Genomic DNA, 21,985 nt, shown 5'->3' with positions numbered 1-21,985 from the left:
TCATGGCTGAGCGCAGCCTGGGCGGAACTGCCGCAGGCATCGAGGCGGCCGGGCACTGGCGCGGCATCGCCTTCATGCTGCTGGGCACGGCGCTCTTCACCTTTAACGATGCTCTGGGCAAATGGATGATCGCCAGCGTGGCGGTCGGCCAGCTGCTGTTCATCCGGTCTGCGGCGGCGCTGGTCGTGCTGCTGCCGATGATTCACAAGGCCGGCTGGCGCGAGACCTTCGTGCTGGCGCAGCCGGGCCGTCAGGTGCTGCGGTTGCTGCTGATCGTGGCCGAGGTGGCCTGTTTCTACATGTCCGTCCGCTATCTGCCTCTGGCGGACGTGATGTCGGTTTACCAGGCCACGCCGCTGATCGTGACCGTTCTTGCCATCCCGTTGCTGGGGGAGACGGTCGGCTGGCGTCGCGGCCTGGCAGTCGGATTCGGGTTCATCGGCGTGCTGCTGGTGCTGCAGCCGGAAGGCGGCGTGTTCACCGCGCCGGCCCTGATCGCACTCGCCGGTTCTACAGCCTATGCGCTGATGATGGTCGTCACCCGGCAGCTTCGTGCCACCGGCGCGCTGTCGATGATCGTCTATCACACGCTGGCGGTCGGGGCCGCCGGCCTGCTGACCCTGCCCTGGGGCTGGGAAGCGATCGACCTGCAGGGTATCGCCTATCTGGTGCTGATCGGCGTGGTGGCGACGGCTGCGCATGCCTGCATCAACCAGGGCCTGCGGCTGACGCCGGCCGCCGTGGTGGTGCCCTACACCTATACCTCTCTGCTCTGGGCGATCCTGCTCGGCTGGATTTTCTTCGCCGACCTGCCCACGCCGCTGATGTTGCTGGGCGCCGCTATTATCGTCGCCAGCGGACTGTTCGTTCTGCATCGCGAGAGGCAGATCAAGAAGACGTAAAGTACGATTTGGTTCGAGGGAGCCCGACATGACCGAGAAGAAACGCCTGCGCAGCCGCGAATGGTTCGACAATCCCCATGATCCGGGCATGACCGCCCTGTATCTGGAGCGGTACCTGAATTTCGGCCTGACGCTGGCCGAGCTGCGTGGCGGCAAGCCGATCATCGGCATCGCCCAGTCAGGCAGCGACCTGTCGCCCTGCAACCGCCACCATATCGAGCTGGCCAAGCGTGTGCGCGAAGGCATCCGCGATGCCGGCGGCATTCCGTTCGAATTCCCGACCCATCCGATCCAGGAAACCGGCAAGCGGCCCACGGCGGCGCTGGACCGCAACCTGCTGTATCTGACGCTGGCCGAGCTGCTGTATTCCTATCCGATCGACGGCGTGGTGCTGACCACCGGCTGCGACAAGACCACGCCGGGCATGCTGATGGCGGCGGCCACCGTGGATATTCCGGCCATTGTGCTCTCGGGCGGTCCGATGCTGGATGGCTGGTACAAGGGCCAGCGCGCCGGTTCGGGCACCGTCGTGTGGTTCGCGCGCCAGGAGCTGGCGGCCGGCCGCATCAACTACGACCAGTTCCTCGAGATGGTGGCGTCCTCGGCGCCCAGCCCGGGTCACTGCAATACCATGGGCACGGCGCTGTCGATGAACAGCATGGCCGAGGCGCTGGGCATGTCGCTGCCCGGCTGCGCCTCGATCCCGGCGCCCTATCGCGAGCGCGCCCAGATGGCCTACGAGACCGGCCGCCGCGCCGTCGAGATCGTGCATGAGGATCTCAAGCCCTCGCAGATCATGACCCGCAAGGCCTTCGAGAATGCCATCGTGGCGGCCAGTGCGCTCGGCGCCTCCACCAACTGCCCGCCGCATCTGAACGCGATCGCCCGCCATATGGGTGTCGAACTGGATGTGACGGACTGGGACAAGGTCGGCTACGACATCCCGCTGCTGGTCAACCTGATGCCGGCCGGCGAGCATCTGGGCGAAGGCTTCCATCATGCCGGCGGTGTGCCGGTGGTGATGCGCGAGCTGCTGGAAGCCGGCAAGCTGCATGCCGATGCCCTGACCGTGAATGGCAAGAGCATGGGCGAGAATGTGAAGGCAGCGATCTGTGAAGACCGCAATGTGATCTGGCCCTATGCCAAGCCGATGCTGCCGGAAGCCGGTTTCGCTGTGCTTTCGGGAAGCCTGTTCGAGTCCGCCGTGATGAAGACCTCGGTGGTCTCGGCGGAATTCCGCAAGAAGTATCTGGAACGGCCTGGCGACCCGAATGCGTTCGAGGGCACCGCTATCGTCTTCGAAGGACCGGAGGATTATCACGCGCGGATCAACGATCCGGTCCTGCCCATCGATGAAAACAGCATTCTGGTGATTCGCAATACCGGTCCGATCGGCTATCCCGGCGCGGCCGAAGTGGTCAACATGCTGCCGCCCGACCGTCTAGTCAAACAGGGGATCAACCTGCTGCCCTGCATCGGGGATGGTCGCCAGAGCGGGACTTCGGGCAGTCCGTCGATTCTCAATGCATCGCCGGAAGCGGCCATTGGCGGCGGCCTCGCCCTGCTGCAGACCGGCGACAAAATCCGCATCGACCTGAACAAGCGCAGTGCCGACATCATGATTTCCAAAGACGAGCTGGATCGTCGGCGCAAGGCCTGGGTGCCGCCCAAACTCGTCAACCAGACGCCGTGGCAGGAGTTGCAGCGCAAGTATGTCGGCCAGTTGTCCACAGGCGGCTGCCTGGACTTCGCCACCGACTACCAGAAGATCGCCGAAACCTTCGGCGTGCCGCGGCATAACCATTGAGCCGCCGTTTGCAGCCCGGACACAGCTTCGCCACAGGTTGAACGTGTCTGGGCGGGACACCAGCCGAAAGTCGCGTGCGGATTTCGCACGAATGACACTTGGCAGGGCCGGGAGGGCTGGCTAAACTGATATATGAGATGCAACGTCGGCTAGCCGACGTTGCATTGAACGGCATAGCAGAACCCACAACGGGTCTGTGGTTCAGGGAGGACCGAGAAGATGCGTAAAGCATTAGGATTGATTCTGGCGACGACTGCTCTGGCCGGTATGGCGTCCTTCGCGACGCCTGCTGCGGCCCAGCAGCAGCTGACGGTTTGGTTTACCAAGGGTTTCTACGAAGCTGAAGACAAGGCGCTGTTCGCCTTCATCGAGCGTTTCGAAAAGAAGCATAATGCCAAGGTGCAGCTCAGCCTGTTCAGCACCGAGGACATGATCACCAAGACGGTCAGCGCCGTCGAAGCCGGCTCGCCGCCGGATGTGGGCTTCGGCACCACCTACGATTTCCGCACCACTGGCAAGTGGGCGAATGACAACAAGATCGAAGATCTGACCGACATCATCACGCCGATCAAGGACAAGTTCCTGCCCGGTACGCTGGAGACGGTGTGGCTGAACAATGCCACCACCAAGAAGCGCGCCTATTACGCCATGCCGGTGCAGCAGCAGACCATTCATACCTTCTACTGGAAGGACATGATCGAGGATGCCGGCTTCAAGGTTACAGACATCCCGACCGACTGGAAGGGCTACTGGGGCTTCTGGTGCGACAAGGTGCAGCCGGCCCTGCGTGCCAAGGGCAAGCGCGTTTACGGCATCGGCCATCCCAGCTCGATCGCCGCCAGCGACACCTTCTACAGCTTCCTGACCTTCGTGAACGCCTATGACGCGTCGCCGGTCGACAAGGACGGCAACCTGACGGTCGATAACCCGAAGGTGAAGCAGGGCCTGGTTAATGCGCTGAAGGATTACGCCGACGTCAACCTCAAGGGTTGCACGCCGCCGTCCTCGGTGACCTGGACCGATACAGACAACAACGTCAACTTCCACAACAAGACGACCGTGATGACGCATAACGCGACCATCTCGATCCCGTCGTCGCACCTGGACAATGCCAACAAGGGCGATGCCCAGGCGAAGATCAACTACGAGACGCTGATCCAGACCGCCGGCTGGCCGAAAAAGCCCGATGGCGGCACGCTGCCGAACCTCGCCGCGGTGAAGACCGCCGTGGTGTTCGCCGATGCCAAGCAGAAGGCGCTGGGCAAGCAGTTCCTCGCCATGCTGCTGGAAGACGAGAACCTCAATCCCTTCGTCGAAGGCGCGCTGGGCCGCTGGTTCACCGTGACCAAGGCGGGTGCGGAGCGTCCGTTCTGGACCGATGGCAAAGACCCGCACCGCAAGCAGGTCTACCAGCAGTTCATCAAGGAAGGCACGATCCCCTTCCAGTTCGTCTATGACTATCACTTCACCACGATCAACGCTGAGAATGTCTGGGGCCGTGCCATTGCGCGCGTCGCCGGCGACAAGATCAGCCCGGAACAGGCGGTCGATGAAATGATCGCCCGTATCAAGGTCCTGGTTAAGAGCTGACGCGTAACGGGAGGGCCGCGACGATGGTATCAATCGCGCAAGACGTCGCGCCCTCCCACCGCTCTGGCCGTTTATCGGCTGAGGCTACCTGGGGGATCATCATGCTGATCCCCTACATCGCCATTTTCCTGACCTTCGTGCTGTTCCCGGTCGGATACGGGATTTATCTTGGCACGGACGCGCGGGCCTATAACCGGATCTTCGACGACCCGATTTTCCTGCGCACGCTCGCCAACACCGTGATTTTCCTCGGGCTGGCAGTGAATATCAAACTGATGCTGGCTCTGCTGCTGTCCGGATTCTTCGTGCACGAGCGCCGCTGGATTCGCTGGATCAGCTTCATCTTCATCCTGCCCTGGGCGATCCCATCCATTCCCACCATCCTGTCCTTCCGCTGGATGCTGAATGCGGAGTGGGGCATGATCAATTCACTGATCTTCCAGTTCACTCTCCAGGATGGACCGGGCTGGCTGCTCGACCGCACCTATGGTCTGGGCTCGATCATCACCATCCATATCTGGAAATACCTGCCGTTCTGGACCCTGATCCTGGTCGCCGCCCGGCTGACCATCTCGAAAGATCTCTATGAATCGGCCGATGTGGATGGCGCCAGTGGCCTGCAGAAATTCCTCTACATCACCTTCCCCGGCGTGCGGAACATGTACATCACCTCCACGCTGCTTTCGACCATCTGGACGCTGGGCGATTTCAACTCGATCTACCTGCTGACCGGCGGCGGCCCGGCCGACTCCACACAGGTTCTGGCCACGCTCGGTATCCGCTATGCTTTCGGCATGAGTGAAATCCGCTCCGGCGTCGCGACCGTGATCGTGGCATTGCCGTTCATGGTGCCGATTGTGGTTCTGATGGTGCGTCGCCTGCGCGGAGACAACCAATGAATATCCGCAAGGCTTTCGATGAGGCGCGGCTGATGCTGGTCGCGGTCCTGATCCTGATCTGGACCCTGATTCCGATTTACCACCTCTTCGTCATGTCGATCACGCCCCAGGCCGAGGCCTTTGCCGGGGCGGTCTGGCCGAAAGCGCCAACACTCGACAATTACAAGACCGTGCTGACTCAGGGGCATTACTTTCTCGGCCATTTCTGGACCCAGCTCTGGAATTCCGCGCTGGTTGCCGTCGCGGTCGCCGTTCTGACCCTGGCGGTTGGCACCTGTGCCAGTTTCGCCATTAGCCGCCTGAAGGTGCGTTTCGGCGAAACCGTGTCGAATATGGCGCTGCTCACTTATCTGATCCCGGCCGCCTTCCTGGCCATCCCGATGTATACGACCATGGGACAGTACGGTCTGCTCGGCAGTCGCTGGTCGCTGATCCTCACCATGGTCACCTTCGCCAGCCCTTACGCGATCTGGATGCTGCGGCAATATGCCGACAAGCTGCCCTATGAGCTGGACGAGGCGGCCCGTATCGACGGCGCCAGTCCGATCCAGATTTTCTGGCTGATCTACCTGCCGCTGATGATGCCTTCGATGGTGGCCATCGGTACTTACGCGTTGCTGCTGGCCTGGAACGAGTATCTCTATGCCTTCCTGCTGCTGTCGGCGGAAACCGAGATCACGCTGTCGGTGGCGCTGGGACACTTCCTGAGCACCGACGACGCACCATGGAATCTGCTGATGGCGACCGGCATCATCTATGCGCTGCCGCCGGCCGCGGTTTATTACGCCTTCCGCCGCTACATGGTGGCGGGGCTCACTGCGGGGGCAGTGAAGTCCTGACGCGGAAGATAAAGACAAGAAGAGTAACAGGGAGTTAGACATGGCGAGTGTGAGTGTTGAGGCTGTGCGCAAGCGCTACGGCGCCCTGGAAGTCATCCACGGTATCGACATCAAGATTCCGGATGGCGAGTTCGTCGTTCTGGTCGGGCCTTCGGGCTGCGGCAAGTCGACGCTACTGCGCATGATTGCCGGGCTGGAAGAAATCACCGGCGGCCATATCCGCATCGGCGACAGGGTGGTCAACGACGTGGCGTCGAAAGACCGCGACATTGCCATGGTGTTTCAGAATTATGCGCTCTATCCGCATATGACAGTGCGCGAGAACATGGGCTTCTCGCTGAAGCTGCGGAAAGCCGAAAAGCCGATCATTGCCGAGCGGGTGGAGCGTGCGGCGCAGATTCTCAGCCTGGGGCAACTGCTGGATCGCTATCCCAAGCAGCTGTCGGGCGGCCAGCGGCAGCGCGTTGCCATGGGGCGCGCCATCGTCCGCAATCCGCAGGTCTTCCTGTTCGACGAACCGCTCAGCAACCTGGATGCCAAGCTGCGGGTGCAGATGCGCACCGAGATCAAGGCGCTGCATCAGCAGCTCCGGACGACGTCGATTTATGTCACCCACGATCAGATCGAAGCCATGACCATGGCCGACCGTATCGTGGTGATGCATGACGGCATCGTCGAGCAGGTCGGCACGCCGCTCGATCTTTACGACCGTCCGAATAACCTCTTTGTGGCCGGCTTTATCGGCTCGCCGGCGATCAATCTGATCCGGGGCACGCTGCGCCGCGATGGCGGCCGCAACTGGGTGGCGACCGAAGCGGGAATCGATCTGCCGCTGGATGGCGCGGCGGCGGGCCAGGATGGGCAGCCGGTGGTCTATGGCATCCGCCCCGAACATCTTTCGCCTTCCGATCACAGCGGCCTGCCGGTGACGATAGGCGTGGTCGAGCCCACGGGCGCCAACACCTTCGTCTATGCCGATCTGAGCGGTGCGCAGGTTTGCGGCGTTTTCAGCGAGCGGCGCAGCTTCAGCCCGGGCAGCACGGTGCATTTTGTGCCGCAGCAGGATCGGGTGCATCTCTTCGATGCCGGAACGGGCAAGCGCCTGGCGGCGTGATCGCCCGTGATCGCGGTCGACTGGGGCAGTAGCGGGTTCCGGGCCTACCGGCTTGGCTCTGACGGCAGCATTCTTGATATCCGCATGGCCGTGTCCGGCATCGCCAGTCTGACACCGACCGACTATGTCGCCGTGCTGCGCGATCAGATCGGCGATTGGCTGGATGCCGAGCCAGATGTACCGGTTCTGCTTTCCGGCATGGTCGGCAGCCGCCAGGGCTGGCGTGAAGCGCCTTACGCTGCCTGCCCGGCCAATCTGACTGATCTCGCTGCCAAGCTCTGCCAGGTCGAACTGGGGCACGGGCGTATGGCGCAGATCGTGCCCGGCCTGTCCTGTCGCACGCCCGCGGGCATTCCCGATGTGATGCGTGGCGAGGAGATGCAGATCTTCGGCCTGGATCATGCACAGGATGCCACCATCTGTTTGCCGGGCACCCATTCCAAGCATGTCCATGTGAAAGACGGTCGTATCGCCGGATTTGCCACGGCGATGACCGGGGAGATTTTCGCCCAGCTCAAAAGCCATGGCCTGATCGCCGCGATGCTGGCTCCTGAACAGACTGCGGACCCTGATACCGCGGCTGCGGCCTTTGCCGATGGCATCGCACGGTCGGGTCAGCCGGGCGGTTTGCTGCACCATCTTTTCGGTGTGCGCACACGGCGGCTGTTCAATGAAGTGTGCGCTGCAGCAGGTGCGGATTACCTGTCCGGCATCCTGATCGGCCACGAATTGCGCGGGACAGACTGGGTCGGTCGTGTGATGATTGTCGGAACCGGCGCTCTGGCGTCGCGTTACCGGAACGCCTTTGCCCTCCTTGGCATTGCAGCCGATATCGCGCCGGACCATGCGGCGGCCCGCGGTCTTTTCCGTCTGGGCCAGCTGCTGCAAGGGAGAATGCCATGATTGATTTCAATACCTGGCTGCGCAGCTGTCCCTTTATCGCCATCCTGCGTGGCGTCAAACCAGAAGAAGTGGTGGATATTGCCGCCGCATTGATCGAAACCGGCATCCGCATCATCGAAGTGCCGATGAATTCGCCCGAGCCGCTGACCAGCATCAAGGCGCTGGCCAAGCGCTATGGCGGCGAAGCGCTGATCGGCGCCGGCACCGTGGTCGATCCGGCCAATGTGAAGCGCATCTGCCAGGCCGGCGGCCAGCTGATCGTGGCGCCGCATGCCTGCGCGGATGTGGTGCACAAGGCCAAGGTGCTCGACATGGTGGCGGTGCCTGGCTTCGCCACGCCGACCGAAGCCTTCGCCATGATCCATGCCGGCGCCGATGCGCTGAAGCTGTTTCCGGCCGAGGCCTTTTCGCCGGCGGTGGTGAAAAGCCTGCGCGCCGTGCTGCCGCCCACCATGCCGATCCTGCCGGTCGGTGGCATCAATGCCGATAACATGGATGCCTGGTTCGAGGCCGGGGCGGCCGGTTTCGGCTTGGGCAGTTCGATTTATAAGCCCGGCTTTACGCCGCAGAAGGTGGCCAAGCGTGCCCGTGCCGTGATGCGCGTTCTGCAGCCGGCGAAGGCCGCCTAGAGGAACCTGGCGGTAATATCGGTGCTGGAGGCTTTGCCGACGACATCGAAATGCTTGCGCAGGAAGGTGCCGCCCTGCCGACGGCCCAGCGTGAACAGGCTTTGCAGGAAATCCCAGTCGACATTGTATTTGCTGGTGGCGCCGTAACGCGCCAGCTGTTCCTCGGCATCCACAGTGTGGATCAGCATGCGTTTGAGGCGGCCGCCATCATCGAACCCTGAGTCGAGCAGCTTGCTGACGAAGGCGATGGCGCGCATTTCGCGCACCAGACTGGAATTGAAGCTGAGGGTGTTGGCGCGATCGAGGATGGTCTGCGGCGTTTTCGGCACCTCGGGAATGCGCATCGGGTTGATCTGGACGATCAGGACATCGCGGCAATCGCAGTTGTAGATGATGGGATAGATCGGTGGATTGCCCATGAAACCGCCATCCCAGTAATAACTGCGGCCGATCTTCACGGCCTGGAACAGTTGCGGCAGACAGGCTGAGGCTAGCAGGGCGTCGAGGCTGAGTTCCTGATTCTGAAAAACCTTGATCTTGCCTTCCAGCACATCGGTGGCGCAGACGAACAGCTTGACCGCCGTGCAGTCCTGCAGCGCCTTGCAGTCTATGGTTGCTTCCAGAATATCGCGCAGCGGATTCTTGTTGTTCGGATTGCTCTGGTAGGGCGAGGCGAGCTTGGTGCTCAGCTCCATGAGCTGATAGCTGGGTGAATAATCGATGCCGCCGAATTTGAACCAGTGGTCGAGCAGGGTCGGACGGAATGGCGACAGGGCGGCGGCATCGGCGACCTGCCGCCAGAAGTCATGCAGGCTCTGGCGTGCCGCTTCCGGTCCGCCTTTCGCCAGTCCATGCGCCATCACGGCCGCATTCATGGCGCCGGCCGAAGTGCCGCTGATGCCCTCGAAGTCGAAGCAGTCTTCTTCAAGCAGTCGATCCAGGACACCCCAGGTGAAGGCGCCATGGGTGCCGCCGCCCTGAAGCGCCAGGTTCAGAGGCTTGCGCTTTACGGTCCGACGCGCTGCCGGTTTCTTGGCAATTTTTTCCGGTGCCGCCATGGCGAGGTCGTCATGCCCGTGTCAAAATGCAGCGATGTCCGACACTATGCAGGTCTTCGATCGCAGCGCCAAGCGGCGTCATCGCCAGCGGGTGGCCCGCAAGGGCGGGGATTACGATTTCCTGCGTGCTGCCGTGGCCGATCGCCTGCTCGATCGCCTGGATGATATCCGCCGCAGCTTTCCGCTGGCCCTTGTTCAGGGCTGCGATGCGGCCTGGCTGGAAGCGCGCCTGCAGGGACGCGGTGGCATCGAAACGCTGGTTGGCATGGATGCGGTCGCCGGCCAGCAAGCGCACCGGGGCCCGCATGTTGTCGGCGATGAGGAATTCCTGCCGTTCGCCGCGCAGAAATTCGACCTCGTGATCGCGCTGCTCAACCTGCACTGGATCAACGATCTGCCGGGTGCGCTGATCCAGATTCGCCGCGTGCTGAAACCCGATGGCCTTTTCCTTGGCGCCATGCTGGGGGGCTCGACTCTCACCGAGTTGCGGCAATCCTGGCTGGCGGCAGAATCCGAGCTGGAAGGGGGCGTCAGTCCGCGTGTTTCGCCGATGGCGGAAACACTGGATGCCGCTGCCCTGCTGCAGCGCGCCGGCTTTGCCCTGCCAGTCGCCGACAGCGAAGTGATCCCCGTGACATACGGCAATGCCTTTCGTCTGATGCAGGACCTGCGCGGCATGGGTGAGACCAATGCCGCGCTCGGCCGGCGCAAGGCCTTCACGCGCCGGGCCACCCTGCTGCGCATGGCAGAACTGTACCAGCAGACTTATGCGGATACCGAAGGCCGCATTCCGGCCAGCTTCGAGATGATCGCGCTGACCGGCTGGTCGCCTCATGACAGCCAGCAGAAGCCGTTGCGGCCGGGGCAGGCGACCACGCGCCTGTCGGATGCGCTCGGCACTGTGGCGCATCCGGTCGGCGGACCGCCCAAAGGCTACTGATCAGCCATCAGGCGTGAAAAGTAGCTCCAGGATGCGCTGCAGAACCGCATCGGCAGCCCTGCGGGCGGCGGCTTCATCCTTGGCTTCGGCCAGCCAGAGCGCGGCCTCGTTCATCGCACCGCTCAGCAGATAGGTGAGGGCTTCCGGCGGCAGCCGCTGACCGCGGGGCAGATCAGCCAGCGCCGCCTCAACGCCCTGCCGCAGAGAGCCCATGCCATGGCGGGCATCGATCTCGCGCCATTTCTGCCAGCCGATCACCGACGGGGCGTCGATCAGGTAGATCTGCCGTGCGCCGGGTTCGAGGCAGGCATCCATGAAGGCATGGCTGCCCTTCACCAGCGCCTCGAGCGGGGATTTCGCCCTGGCAGCGGCGCGTTCGATTTCGACCAGAACCTCCTGCGCCACCTGCTCGACCACCGCGGCAAACAGCGCCTGCTTGTCGGCGAAGTGATAGTACAGCGCGCCACGCGTGACATTGGCCTGCGCCACCACCTCTTCGGTGCCGGTGGCGGCATAGCCCTTCTCGGCAAACAGCGCGCGCGCGGTGGTCAGCAGGGCCGCCCGGGTCGCCGCGTGTTTTTCAGCCTTGCTCTGACGTTTTTCTTGCATACATACAGCCTGTATGTTTATATCCGGCTCGACCGGTCACGTCAACCCCCATTGCCATAACCCGGAGTGTCCTCATGAAACTCACCAGCTATTATCCCGTGATCTGCACGACCAAGCTCGCCCAGACCCGCGCGTTCTATGAAACCCATTTCGGCTTCGCGCCGGCCTTTGAAAGCGACTGGTATGTGCATCTCACCAGCCAGACCGATTCGCGCGTCCATCTTGCCATATTGGACCATACCCATCCGACCATTCCGGAAGGCTATCGCAAACCGGCGCAGGGCCTGCTGCTCAATTTCGAGGTCGAGGATGTGGATGCCGAATATGAACGCGCCCGTGCGGGCGGCCTAGATATCCGCCTGACGCTGCGCGATGAAGACTTCGGCCAGCGGCATTTCATCGTGGCCGACCCGAACGGGGTGCTGGTGGATGTGATCCGACCGATTCCGCCATCGGCTGAATTCGCTGCCCAGTATGCGCCCGACGTGCTGGACCGGATTTCAGGCTAGTCGAGCAGGTCGCGCAGCATGGCGACCAGTGGCAGGTCGGCCGGCGGCATCTCCAGCTCGCGCATCTTGATCGGGCGCAGCCATTTCATGGCCTGGCCCTCGCGCGGCTGCGGCTGGCCGGCCCAGCGCCGGCAGACATAAAGCGGCATCAGCAGGTGGAAGTCGTCATAGGCATGACTGGCGAAGGCGAACGGCGCCAGGCAGGCGGCGCTGATATCCAGATGCAGCTCTTCGTGCAGTTCGCGCACCAGGGCTGCTTCCGGCGTCTCGTTCTTTTCCACCTTGCCGCCGGGAAACTCCCACATGCCGGCCAGTTTCTTGCCGGGCGGGCGCTGGGTCAGCAGAACACGGCCGTCCTGATCGACCAGGGCGGCCGCGACGACCAGAACCACCGGCTTGGGTGCCAGCAACGCCGCAGCGTCGCCGGGGCAGAGCGGGTCGTCAGCTGCGATAGTCGGCATTGATGTCGATGTAGCCGTGCGTCAGGTCACAGGTCCAGACGCGCGCTGCACCCTTGCCGACGGCAACGTCGACATCGATCCGCACATCCTGGCTCTTGAAATGCTTGGTCGCCGCCGCGTCGTCATGATCGGGGCGCACCATGCCGTTCTTGGTCACGGCCTTGCCGCCGATCTTGATCACCAGCTTGTCGCGGTTGGCCGGCTCGGCCGACTTGCCCACCGCCATGATGATGCGGCCCCAGTTGGCGTCGGCGCCGGCAATCGCCGTCTTCACCAGCGGCGAATTGGCAATCGCCCGCGCCATGATGCGGGCGGAGGCATCGCTCTTGGCGCCGGTGACGTTGATGGTCACCAGCTTCTGCGCGCCTTCGCCATCGCGCGCGATCAGCTGCGCCAGCTCGCCCATCACATCGGTGAGCGCACGGCGGAAATCAGCCAGCCGCTTGTCGGACGCCTTGGCATGCGGCGCGTTGCCGGCCTTGCCGGTGGCGAACAGCAGCACAGTATCCGAGGTCGAGGTATCGCCATCGACAGTGAGGCAGTTGAAGCTCTGGTTGTTGGCCCCCTTGAGCAGGGCCTGCAATGTCTCGGCTGGCAGCTTGGCGTCGGTAACCAGGAAGGCCAGCATGGTCGCCATGTCGGGCGCGATCATCCCTGAGCCCTTGCAGAAGCCATTGATGGTCACCGTCTTGCCATCGATCTTGCAGGTGGCGGTGGCCAGCTTGGGGAAGGTGTCGGTGGTCATGATCGCCCGGGCGGCGGCCATCCAGCCATCGGTCTTCAACCCGCTTTTCAGTTTCGGCATCTGTGCCACGATCTTGTCGGCCGGCAGGATCTGGCCAATCACGCCGGTGGAGGCGAGATAGACTTCCGTCGCTTTGCAGCCGACAGCCTTGGCGGCACCGTCAGCCGTGGCTTTCACGGCCTGGGCGCCAGCCTTGCCGGTGAAGACATTGGCGATGCCGGCATTGACCACGAGGGCGCGGGCCGCGCCGTTGGGCAGCACCTTACGGCACCACTCCACCGGAGCGCCCGGCATCGAGGAGCGCGTGAACAGGCCGGCGGCCTGGGTGCCGGCGGCGAATTCGATCAGCAGCAGATCGTCGCGCCCCTTGTAGCGCATGCCCGAGAGGGCGGTGGCAAGCTGTGCACCGGCAATCGCGGGCAGGCTGGGCTGCTTCTGCGGTGCCAGCGGGGAAACCGGATGCGCGGCCATCGATATCGTCCTTACGTCGTCTTACGGTTTTTTCTTCGGTTCGGCCGGAGCGATCGTCGGCAGCTTGCTGCCCGGCGGTACCCAGTCATACTGCTCGACCTTGGCAGTCTTGCGCAGCTCGGCCACCATCTTCTCGACAACCTCGCCGGCCATCATCTCCTGGACCTGCGCGCGCACATCCTCGAATTTCGGCGGGTCGGATTTGCGGCGCGCCTCCACCTTGATGATGTGCCAGCCGAACTGGGTCTTGACCGGCGTCTCGGTCACCTGGCCAGGCTGCAGCTTGAAGGCGGCTTCGGCGAATTCCGGCACCATCTTGTCCTTGGTGAAGAAACCAAGGTCGCCGCCGCTGGCCGCGGTCGGACCGGTGGAGCGCTTCTTCGACACTTCGGTGAAATCGGCACCCTTTTTCACTTCGGCCAGCGCCGCCATGGCATCGGCCTCAGAGGCGGTCAGGATGTGACGGGCGTGAACTTCTTCCTGCGGCGGCTGCTGCTTGATGAGTTCGTCGTAGCGGGCGCGCAGCTTGGCATCGGTCACTTCAGCCTTCACCTTGCGGTCCAGATAGGCCTGCTGCAGCACCTGCTCGCGGGCTGACTGCAACTGCGCCTTCACGGTCGGATCGTCGCCCAGCTTGGCCTTCTCGGCGGCATCACCCAGCAGCTTGCGCGCCGTCAGTTCATTGATGATGCCGGGCAGGATCTGCTCCAGCGGAATCTGGGCCATCTGCGGCGGCAGCTGGCTGTAGAAGTCGATCACGGCCGAACGCATGATCGGCTGGCCGTTGACGCGCGCCACGACCGGATCGTCGGCAGTCTTCTTGGCGGCCGGCTGCGCCAGCACAACGGGGCTCAGCGCCAGCATGGCGGCAGCGATGATGAGGGCAGAACGGATCGAACGGGTCACGGCGAAGCTCGCTTGATGTGAGGAGGCGGCCGAGCATAGCGTTTTTCCATGCCCGGACAAGACGCGGAACCCGCGTTTCAGGCGGCTTTTCCGGCAGCGATGGCATCCAGTTCATGGCGGAGATCCGCGACCAGCGTGCGACTGACCGCCAGGTTGGCGGCCTCGCGATCCAGCACCAGGCGGAAGGCTTTCAGCTTGATATCGGTACGGTCGAAGGTTTCATCCTGATCGTGCCCCCTGCCGGCGTCGTAGACGATGTCGATCAGGCGGTCGACGGCATGCAGGCGGCCCCAGAGATAGTCATTCTCACGGTGCGCCCGGCTGAAGAAGCCGCCGAAACGGCCAAGGTTGACGCCCTTCAGCGTATTGCCCCGGCGGATCGCTACGGCATCCTCCGGGCTGATGCGGTCGATGCGGATTTCGTTGAACTCGCCCAGGTCGCGCCAGTTTGTGATGGTGAAGGTCAGGACGTCCCAGAACGGGAAGCCGATATACCCGACCAGCAGATCGCGTCGTGCCGCCACGCTCCAGTCTTCCGGTGCCAGCTCGGCCAGCAGGGCATCCAGCTGGTCGGTGCGGCGGTTCAGGTCGATATCCGCAGCCATCGCATCGACGATCGCATCGATGGACGAGAGATTTTGCTGCGCGAATTCCAGGGCGCGTTCGTCGATCCTTTCCGCCTGCTGGCGGTCGATGCGGCGAAACAGCAGGGTCTTGATGCGCTCTGTGGTGTCGGCGCTCAGGCAGGCGGCGGTATCGAAATGACGCAGCGTGCCCTGCGCTTCGTAGAGCGCGCGTTTCATCTGGTCGAGCTGGTCGGTCTTCAGGCCCCGATGTTCGGGCTCGTCCAGCTTGCCGTAAAGCTGGTTGAGGCGTTGGATCAGGAAGCTGACGCGGCGCTGGCGGAAGGCGACATCGAAGCGCAGCAGGAATCGCACCCAGCCGGGAAGGGTGTCGATGGAGGCGCCGGGCCGGGCTTTGGCGAAATGCGAGATGGTGTGGCAGACTTCGCGGTCTTCGGCCCAGTGCAGCAGAACCTGCCGTATCCACAGCGCCTCGGCCGAACGTTCGCCGTAGCCGCAGACGGCGCAGACCAGCGTTGTCACGAAATCCAGCACCGACCCGAGCTTGAGCCGCACATAGCCTTCATAGGCAAAGCCGGCCTCGCGTACGGCGCGCTCGCTGGCCTGCATGCGCCACAGCCGCACTTCCATTTCGCTTAAGGGCGCATCCAGATGTTGCGGCGCGCTTTCTTCCACCAGCCGGGCGATCTGCGGCTGGGTGGCATCGATGACGCCGCGCAGATGCCGGACCTGTTCGTTGAACTGGCTCACCCAGATCAACTCGTCGGCAATCGGTTCGTTGCGCGGAATGTCGCTCAGGGCGCCTTTCAAAACGCGGAAAAAACCCGGGAGGCGACCGGTCGGCGGCGGTGCAGGGCGCAGTGGCTGGGGATCGATGTAAACCAGGCGACGGTCGACTTCGCGATAGGCCGGGCGACCGCGGATCGCCTTCATGGCGGCGGCAAAGGGTTTGTTGGCCAGCACGCCGCCATCGACGAAGGAGGTCAGCTCCGGATCCAGCCCGGCTTTCAGGTAATCCTGGAAATTGGCGGCCACGAAAGCCGGCTTGGTTTCCCATTTCCGATTCTGCTGCGCCAGCAAACGGTCGACTTCGGCCAGCTGCGCCGGTGGAAAGGCGCCGGGAAAAGCCGAGGTGGCGCGACCGGCAAAGGCCAGCGCCGGTGCGTTGCTGCTGGTGAAGTCGGACTGCTCCTCGCCGCTGGCCCAGCGGCGATAGCCGAAATGCAGCACATGGCGGTGTTCGCGATCCTGCACATAGGGCGGGTCGTGGATCGGAATATGCTGCAGGAAGCCATAGAAGTCGGTCATGGTCACCGACAGGTCGAGCGCCAGCTGCGCCGGCATCAGCGATTCGCCGGGTTTGGCCGGATCGCCCATCGCCTCCAGGCCTGCGAGCAGCTGCCGCAGCAGATGCTGGTCGTCGAACGGCGGCTGGAACCAGCGCGACCGTGTGAACAGCGAGATTTTCTCGCGGACCTCGCCATCGCCAAGCAGCAACCGGCCAAAGCGCGAGCGGGCCGCCAGCCACAGCAACGGCCGCATGTAGGCCTTGCTGAACCGGCTGGCACGTTTGCTCGGATCGAGCAGGCGCGAGACATCGGCCTCGTGGAGCCAGAGATTGCGGAAATGGTCGATGCGCAGATCATGCGCGAGCGCGCGGCCAAGGATGATGCCGTTGATGGCACCGGCCGATGCGCCGGAGATCACGTCGACGACGACGCGAAGATCGACCTGCTTGCCGATTTCCTGCAGCAGTTCGAAATAGGCATGCTCGCTGTCGTATTCGGTGTCGCTGGGATGCACGTGGTCGGCGAAGCGTGCCGTTTCACGGGCCGGACCCTTGGGCAGGGCGTGATAGGCGCGCGATGCCCGCACGAGCTTGAGGATTTCCTTGGTGACGCCGTGCATGTAGATGGCCAGCGAGACACCGCCGAAGCACACCAATGCGAAGCGCAGTTCTTTTTCCTGCAAGCACAGCTCCCGTCCGGGCGAATCATCCTGTGCGATTCGCTCCTTACGCGTGGAGTCTGGCCTGTGTGGCGGGCCGGCTCAAGCGGCAGCTTCGGTCAGACTGGCGGCGACCGCGCGCAGGCAGGCATCGGCCTCCGGCATCAGGCCGGCGAAATTCGGCCAGGCATGCGGCAGGCCATGCCAGACCGTCAGTTGCACCACGGTGCCCGCCGTCCGGGCCCGTTCGGCCAGATGCAGGGAATCATCGCGCAGCAATTCGGAATCGCTGACATGCAGGATCATCGGCGGCAGACCGGCGAAATCGCCATGCAGGGGGGAGAGACCGGACTGGGCGGAATCGGCACTGGCAGCATAAAGCCCGGCGGCAAAGCGCAGCTGTGCGGCCGTGAACCAGGCGCAACGCCCGGCATTGTCCTGCAGGGCCGGCGCGGTGCAGGTGAGGTCGGTCCAGGGCGAGAAGAGTGCCGCTTTGGCGGGTAATGGCATGCCCTGCCGCCGGCAGGTCTGCATCAGGGCGAGCGCCAGACCGCCGCCGGCGGAGTCGCCAGCCAGCCAGAGCCGGTCGGCACGCAGGCCGAGGCCGAGCAGCCAGCGCCAGGCGGCTTCCGCATCCTGGAGGGCGGCAGGGTAGGGATGCTCCGGTGCCAGACGGTAGTCGGGGACAAAGACGCTGACCTGCAGCAGCAGGGCCAGCCGGGCGGTGATGGCACGATGGGTGGCAGGGCTGCCGGCGATATAGCCGCCGCCATGCAGATACAGCAGCGCCCGGCCGCGTCGGGGCTGGCGTGGATGCAGCCATTCCCCCGGCACCGGGCCGCGGACGCGTTCGGCCCGCACGCCGGGCGGCAGGCGGCTGCGGGTGAAGGCTCCCATCAGGGTGCGGATCAGCGGCAGATCGGCCGGGGTAACCTGACGCGGCTTGACCAGACGTCGCAGGAACCGTGCGATCAGGCGCGCCTGCAGGCTGGGCATGCGCGGGAGCGGGGCGGGCTGTTTCGGCGACACCTTCTCCTTGGGGTAACCGGCGTCACGGTCGGGCCGTTTCGGCCGCCAGGACAGCCCCGGCAGGCTCCGGTGCCTTGCCGGGCTGCGTCCAGAGTCGTACATCGGATCGGTCATGACCACGCTTTCCCATTCTGCTGCCGCCATTGCCGTCGACCGTGCCGGCCATGAACTGCGCCGCGGCCGCCCGGTTCTCCTGACCATGGCGGATGGTGCAGGCGTGCTGGTGCTGGCCGCCGAGACCCTGACCGAGGCCATGCTGGATGCCGTGCTGCCGCTCAGCGGGGAAGCGGCGCTGGTTCTGCCGGCGTCGCGTGCCGCCGTGCTGCATATCGGCCCGACCGGGCATGACATGATTCTGTTACCGCTGCATGACCTGCCGGTGGATGCGGTCGGCCGTGCTGCCCTGGTCCGCGATCTGGCCGATGCCAGCCGCGACCTCGCCGCACCGCTGCGCGGACCGTTCACTCGCATCAAGGCCGCACCCCCGCCCTCGGCGGCTCTGGCGGTCAAGCTGGCCAAGACGGCCTATCTGCTGCCGGCCGCGCTGCATCTGCCGATCGCGGCCAACACCGTGCTGCCGGCCGATATCCTCACGGTGCCCGGGGAGGCCGTGGGGGTTTATGACCTTGCCGCCGCCGAGACGCTTGCCCCGGTCAGCCGGGCGCGTCTGCCGGTCATCGATGCGGAAGACGCGCAGCTTTATGCGTTCCGCCCGGCCGATGGTCGTCAGGAGCATTTTGCCCTGGTGATCGGCGCCCCCGACCCGACCGGGCCGGTGCTGGCGCGCCTGCATTCGGAATGCTTCACCGGCGATCTGCTGGGGTCTTTACGCTGCGACTGCGGCGAGCAGCTGCGTGGTGCGGTGCGCACCATTGCCGAGGCCGGCGGGGGCATCCTGCTCTATCTGGCCCAGGAGGGCCGCGGTATCGGCCTGGTCAACAAGCTGCGCGCCTATCAGCTCCAGGATCAGGGTTTCGACACCGTTGATGCCAACCAGCGGCTGGGTTTCGATGCCGACGAGCGCTGGTTCCTGCCAGCGGCCCGGATGCTGCAGCGACTGGGCTACAACAGCGTGCGGCTGCTGACCAACAACCCGGAAAAAGTGAAGGGGCTGGAAGCCTGCGGCATCGCCGTGGCCGAGCGTGTGCCGCATAAATTCCCCTCCAATGCCCATAACGAGGCCTATCTGGCGGCCAAGCGCAAACGGTCCGGCCACTATCTCTGACGGCCCGGCAGGAATTGCCGGGGCTGGGCGCTGGTCCGGCTAACATATTGATCTGTAAGGGCCTGAATATGGCCCATGGCTTGCAACATGATGTCCGAGAAAGGACTGTCATGCCGAGCCCGATCCCCGCAACCGCCTACAACGCTGCCGCTGCATCCCAGCTCACGGCCCAGAAAGCCGTGTCAGGTGAGGACAAGGGCGGCAGCCCGATGTTTGGCAAGGACGGGTTCACCTTCGGTGACTTCCTCGACATCATCAATCCGCTGCAGCATATCCCGATCGTTTCGACGATTTACCGCGCTGTGACCGGCGACAAGATCGATCCCGGCGCGCGTATCATCGGTGGTGGCGTGTTCGGCGGTCCGATCGGACTGGTCGCGTCGATGATCAGCGGAATCGTTGAGGACGCGACCGGTAAGGATCCGGGCGAGCATGCCCTGGCCGCGCTCGGCATCGATATCGGTCCGAACCACAACAAGGACCTGCCGCAGACCATGCTGGCGGCGGCCCCCTCGACGCAGCCTGACAGCACGGTATCGCCCGATCTGGTGGCGGCCGCGCAGCCGCAGGTGATGGAAGCCCAGGCCGCACAGGCCCAGCCGATCCAGGACAAGAGCCAGGATCTGAAAATCGGCGTCAGAATGGATGAAGGCCGCGCGGCAGAGCGGGCACGCAAGACGACGGATAAAGATGCCGACAAGCCGGATACCCGCTCCGATGCCCCGATTGAACTGCCGGCCGATCTGTTCCAGGCCCTGAAGCAGACCGCCGCGGCCCAGCAGGCCGAAGCCAAATCGGCGGCCAGCAATGCTGCCACCGCCCTGCCGCTTCCCGCCGGTGCCGCCGCCCCGCTGCCGCGTGCTGCCGGACCGATGCAGACGAACACCGTGCCGTCGAACTCTGGGCCGACCAGCGCCATGCCGAACAATGCCATCCAGGCCGCTGACGGTCGCAACTGGTATCCGGCCTCTCCGATGGGCGGCGGCGGTGTGCCGACGCGCGGTGTCGGCACCCAGCCGGTCACCCAGCTCAATGCCACCTCGAAATTCGGTTCGGCGCGCAGCACGCCGTTCCCGGCCTCGCCGCAGGCCGCCACTGCAGCCTCGGCCACGACCATCCAGGCCGGCGACAGCAAGCAGAATGACTGGGCCAACCGCGCCACCGACGCCTATCAGAAGTATTTCGAGATGCAGGAACAGAAGAACCTGCGCAGCGGCATTACCCGCGGCGGCACCCCGGCCTTCTGAGTCTTGCATTGGCGGGTTGATTGCCGCCTGATTGCGGCATGAGCGACATTCTCGTCACCTCCGATGGATTTCTGGCCTATGGCGGCTTGCGGTTCCGCTGCGCCCTGGGCAAGGGCGGCGTGCGGGCGGAAGCCGACAAGCGCGAGGGCGACGGTGCCACGCCACTGGGCCGTTATCCCATTCGCCAGGTGCTGTATCGGGCAGACCGCATGGCGGCGCCGGATACGCGGTTGCCAGTGCAGGCGCTGACGCCGGCCGATGGCTGGTGCGACGATCCGAACGATCCTGACTACAACCGCTTTGTCGCTCTACCGCATGACGCCAGTCATGAAAAACTCTGGCGCGAGGATGCGGTCTACGACGTGATCGTGGTGCTGGGGCATAATGACGATCCGCCCGTACCGGGCCTGGGCAGTGCGATTTTCCTGCATGTGGCGCGGCCCGATTACAGCGGGACCGAAGGCTGCGTCGCCCTGACACTGCCCGATCTGCTGGCGCTGCTCGCGGCGCTGCCGGCGAAAGCCGCCCTGCGGATCGTCAGCGCCTGAGAGCGGCGCGCGCTGCCGCCCGGTCGATGGTATCCAGCACGATCTGCGACCGGGTGAAATGCAGCGGATGGCCGCCGCCTTGCACCTCGATCAGGTCTGCATTCGGCACAGCCGCCGCCAGTGGCCGGCTGTGGATGATGGGCGAGGCGGCATTGTCCTCGTCGCTCACCAGGATGAACAACGGCACGGTCAGGAACGGATAGCGCGGCGCCTGTTCGGCCAGGAAGGGCTTCAGCGTGCGGATGTCTTCCGCATTGGCATGATAGCTGTCGGGCCGCAGGCTTAAGGCGACCGGCGCCCTGGCATAGGCGGGCGCCACGGGTGCGGGCTTGAACACGCCTTCGATGCCACTGTCGACGATCAGATGGCCGGCGGGTGTCACCACGGTGTAGCGCAGCAGCGGGCCGACCAGCGGCACGGCGTCCAGGCGGTAGGAGAGTTCCACCGGCGTCGGCCAGGGATGGCTGGCCGTATTGATCAGCACCACCGCGCCGACATCGTCCGGGTATTGCAGCGCGTAAGACAGCACGACGGCGCCGCCGAAGGAAAACCCGAGCAGCACCGGTTTCCGGACATTCAGCGCCTGCAGGGCCGCATGCAGGTAGCGCGCCTGCTTGTCCGGGGTCACCGGCGCATCCTCGCCACGGTCGCTGTAGCCATGGCCCGGGCGGTCGATGGCGATGCTGCGATAGCGCTGTGCGGTCTGCGGCATGATGCTGATGGCGAAATCCTCGGCTGCCCCGAAGGCGCCATGGACCATCACCAGCGGCGGACCATCGGCCGGGCCCTGTTCGATCACATGCTGGCGGATGCCGCCGGCCTCGATCATGCGGCCGGCCGGCGGGAAATCGCGCTCGGCCTTGTGGCTCAGATGCTGGGTGGTGGCGCCCAGTCCGAACAGGGCGACGCCGGCGAGAATGAGAACTGTGATCATGGTGCCCGCTATATGTATTTCACTGTCTTATACGGGGAATCCGGTATCCCGGATGACTTCCGCAGCGTCAATCTGGCGCGATTGCGCGC

At 64.2% G+C, this 21,985-nt stretch carries 21 protein-coding genes; 13 read left to right on the top strand and 8 right to left on the bottom strand.

The window, feature by feature from the left end:
• Positions 1-2: 2 nt before the first annotated feature.
• The 8 genes from AC1ROT_RS05400 to AC1ROT_RS05365 all read left to right on the top strand — a co-directional run bounded on the left by AC1ROT_RS05400 (position 3) and on the right by AC1ROT_RS05365 (position 8,683).
• Positions 3-902: a DMT family transporter gene (locus tag AC1ROT_RS05400; protein ID WP_492969688.1), complete on the top strand. Its 900-nt coding sequence runs from the start codon at positions 3-5 to the stop codon at positions 900-902.
• 28 nt (positions 903-930) lie between these two features.
• Positions 931-2,709 (top strand): IlvD/Edd family dehydratase, encoded by a 1,779-nt coding sequence (locus AC1ROT_RS05395; protein ID WP_492997633.1) that lies wholly within the window; start codon positions 931-933, stop codon positions 2,707-2,709.
• A 219-nt stretch (positions 2,710-2,928) separates the two neighbouring features.
• A complete protein-coding gene (locus AC1ROT_RS05390; RefSeq protein ID WP_492969690.1) occupies positions 2,929-4,299 on the top strand; it encodes an ABC transporter substrate-binding protein in 1,371 nt (456 codons plus the stop codon).
• 101 nt (positions 4,300-4,400) lie between these two features.
• A complete protein-coding gene (locus AC1ROT_RS05385; RefSeq protein ID WP_492969691.1) occupies positions 4,401-5,198 on the top strand; it encodes a carbohydrate ABC transporter permease in 798 nt (265 codons plus the stop codon).
• On the top strand, positions 5,195-6,037 hold the full coding sequence (locus AC1ROT_RS05380) for a carbohydrate ABC transporter permease (RefSeq protein WP_492969692.1): 843 nt from the start codon (positions 5,195-5,197) through the stop codon (positions 6,035-6,037). The genes AC1ROT_RS05385 and AC1ROT_RS05380 overlap by 4 nt, the downstream gene beginning before the upstream one ends.
• Before the next feature lie 40 nt (positions 6,038-6,077).
• Positions 6,078-7,151 (top strand): ABC transporter ATP-binding protein, encoded by a 1,074-nt coding sequence (locus AC1ROT_RS05375; RefSeq protein ID WP_492969693.1) that lies wholly within the window; start codon positions 6,078-6,080, stop codon positions 7,149-7,151.
• 6 nt (positions 7,152-7,157) lie between these two features.
• Positions 7,158-8,054 (top strand): 2-dehydro-3-deoxygalactonokinase, encoded by an 897-nt coding sequence (locus AC1ROT_RS05370; RefSeq protein WP_492997632.1) that lies wholly within the window; start codon positions 7,158-7,160, stop codon positions 8,052-8,054.
• On the top strand, positions 8,051-8,683 hold the full coding sequence (locus AC1ROT_RS05365; RefSeq protein WP_492969695.1) for a 2-dehydro-3-deoxy-6-phosphogalactonate aldolase: 633 nt from the start codon (positions 8,051-8,053) through the stop codon (positions 8,681-8,683). Before AC1ROT_RS05370 ends, AC1ROT_RS05365 begins: the two co-directional genes overlap by 4 nt.
• On the opposite strand, the gene AC1ROT_RS05360 is transcribed toward AC1ROT_RS05365, so the two are convergent.
• Entirely contained in the window at positions 8,680-9,741 is a 1,062-nt protein-coding gene (locus tag AC1ROT_RS05360; protein ID WP_492969696.1) for a patatin-like phospholipase family protein, read from the bottom strand. The two genes, AC1ROT_RS05365 and AC1ROT_RS05360, sit on opposite strands and share 4 nt — an antisense overlap.
• Positions 9,742-9,775: 34 nt before the next feature.
• Here AC1ROT_RS05360 and AC1ROT_RS05355 point away from each other — a divergent pair, with 34 nt between their 5' ends.
• Entirely contained in the window at positions 9,776-10,681 is a 906-nt protein-coding gene (locus AC1ROT_RS05355; protein ID WP_492997631.1) for a methyltransferase domain-containing protein, read from the top strand.
• On the opposite strand, the gene AC1ROT_RS05350 is transcribed toward AC1ROT_RS05355, so the two are convergent.
• Positions 10,682-11,290: a TetR/AcrR family transcriptional regulator gene (locus AC1ROT_RS05350; protein ID WP_492997629.1), complete on the bottom strand. Its 609-nt coding sequence runs from the start codon at positions 11,288-11,290 to the stop codon at positions 10,682-10,684.
• 74 nt (positions 11,291-11,364) lie between these two features.
• Here AC1ROT_RS05350 and AC1ROT_RS05345 point away from each other — a divergent pair, with 74 nt between their 5' ends.
• On the top strand, positions 11,365-11,799 hold the full coding sequence (locus AC1ROT_RS05345) for a VOC family protein (RefSeq protein WP_492997627.1): 435 nt from the start codon (positions 11,365-11,367) through the stop codon (positions 11,797-11,799).
• On the opposite strand, the gene AC1ROT_RS05340 is transcribed toward AC1ROT_RS05345, so the two are convergent.
• From AC1ROT_RS05340 to AC1ROT_RS05320, 5 genes are all read right to left on the bottom strand, one after another.
• Positions 11,796-12,260 (bottom strand): (deoxy)nucleoside triphosphate pyrophosphohydrolase, encoded by a 465-nt coding sequence (locus AC1ROT_RS05340; protein ID WP_492997626.1) that lies wholly within the window; start codon positions 12,258-12,260, stop codon positions 11,796-11,798. The two genes, AC1ROT_RS05345 and AC1ROT_RS05340, sit on opposite strands and share 4 nt — an antisense overlap.
• The gene (gene argJ / locus AC1ROT_RS05335; RefSeq protein WP_492997624.1) at positions 12,241-13,476 is read right to left on the bottom strand and encodes a bifunctional glutamate N-acetyltransferase/amino-acid acetyltransferase ArgJ; all 1,236 of its coding nucleotides are present in this window, start codon (positions 13,474-13,476) and stop codon (positions 12,241-12,243) included. The genes AC1ROT_RS05340 and argJ overlap by 20 nt, the downstream gene beginning before the upstream one ends.
• A gap of 21 nt (positions 13,477-13,497) precedes the next feature.
• The gene (locus AC1ROT_RS05330) at positions 13,498-14,382 is read right to left on the bottom strand and encodes a peptidylprolyl isomerase (RefSeq protein WP_492997622.1); all 885 of its coding nucleotides are present in this window, start codon (positions 14,380-14,382) and stop codon (positions 13,498-13,500) included.
• Between the two features lie 77 nt (positions 14,383-14,459).
• A complete protein-coding gene (locus AC1ROT_RS05325; protein ID WP_492997620.1) occupies positions 14,460-16,937 on the bottom strand; it encodes a patatin-like protein in 2,478 nt (825 codons plus the stop codon).
• Between the two features lie 78 nt (positions 16,938-17,015).
• Positions 17,016-18,056: an alpha/beta hydrolase gene (locus AC1ROT_RS05320; RefSeq protein ID WP_492997619.1), complete on the bottom strand. Its 1,041-nt coding sequence runs from the start codon at positions 18,054-18,056 to the stop codon at positions 17,016-17,018.
• Between AC1ROT_RS05320 and ribA the strand changes: the two genes are divergently transcribed.
• The 3 genes from ribA to AC1ROT_RS05305 all read left to right on the top strand — a co-directional run bounded on the left by ribA (position 18,055) and on the right by AC1ROT_RS05305 (position 20,962).
• A complete protein-coding gene (gene ribA / locus AC1ROT_RS05315; RefSeq protein WP_492997618.1) occupies positions 18,055-19,167 on the top strand; it encodes a GTP cyclohydrolase II in 1,113 nt (370 codons plus the stop codon). The genes AC1ROT_RS05320 and ribA overlap by 2 nt on opposite strands.
• Positions 19,168-19,277: 110 nt before the next feature.
• The gene (locus AC1ROT_RS05310; protein ID WP_492997616.1) at positions 19,278-20,414 is read left to right on the top strand and encodes a hypothetical protein; all 1,137 of its coding nucleotides are present in this window, start codon (positions 19,278-19,280) and stop codon (positions 20,412-20,414) included.
• A 38-nt stretch (positions 20,415-20,452) separates the two neighbouring features.
• Positions 20,453-20,962 (top strand): L,D-transpeptidase family protein, encoded by a 510-nt coding sequence (locus AC1ROT_RS05305; RefSeq protein ID WP_492997614.1) that lies wholly within the window; start codon positions 20,453-20,455, stop codon positions 20,960-20,962.
• Here AC1ROT_RS05305 and AC1ROT_RS05300 read toward each other — a convergent pair.
• Positions 20,952-21,896 (bottom strand): alpha/beta fold hydrolase, encoded by a 945-nt coding sequence (locus AC1ROT_RS05300; RefSeq protein ID WP_492969711.1) that lies wholly within the window; start codon positions 21,894-21,896, stop codon positions 20,952-20,954. The two genes, AC1ROT_RS05305 and AC1ROT_RS05300, sit on opposite strands and share 11 nt — an antisense overlap.
• Between the last annotated feature and the right edge of the window lie 89 nt (positions 21,897-21,985).

The sequence above is a fragment of the Ferrovibrio sp. GW821-FHT12E11 genome (assembly GCF_058806975.1).
Note: the sequence above shows the minus strand (reverse complement) of the source record. Positions and strands in the feature narration are given on the sequence as shown.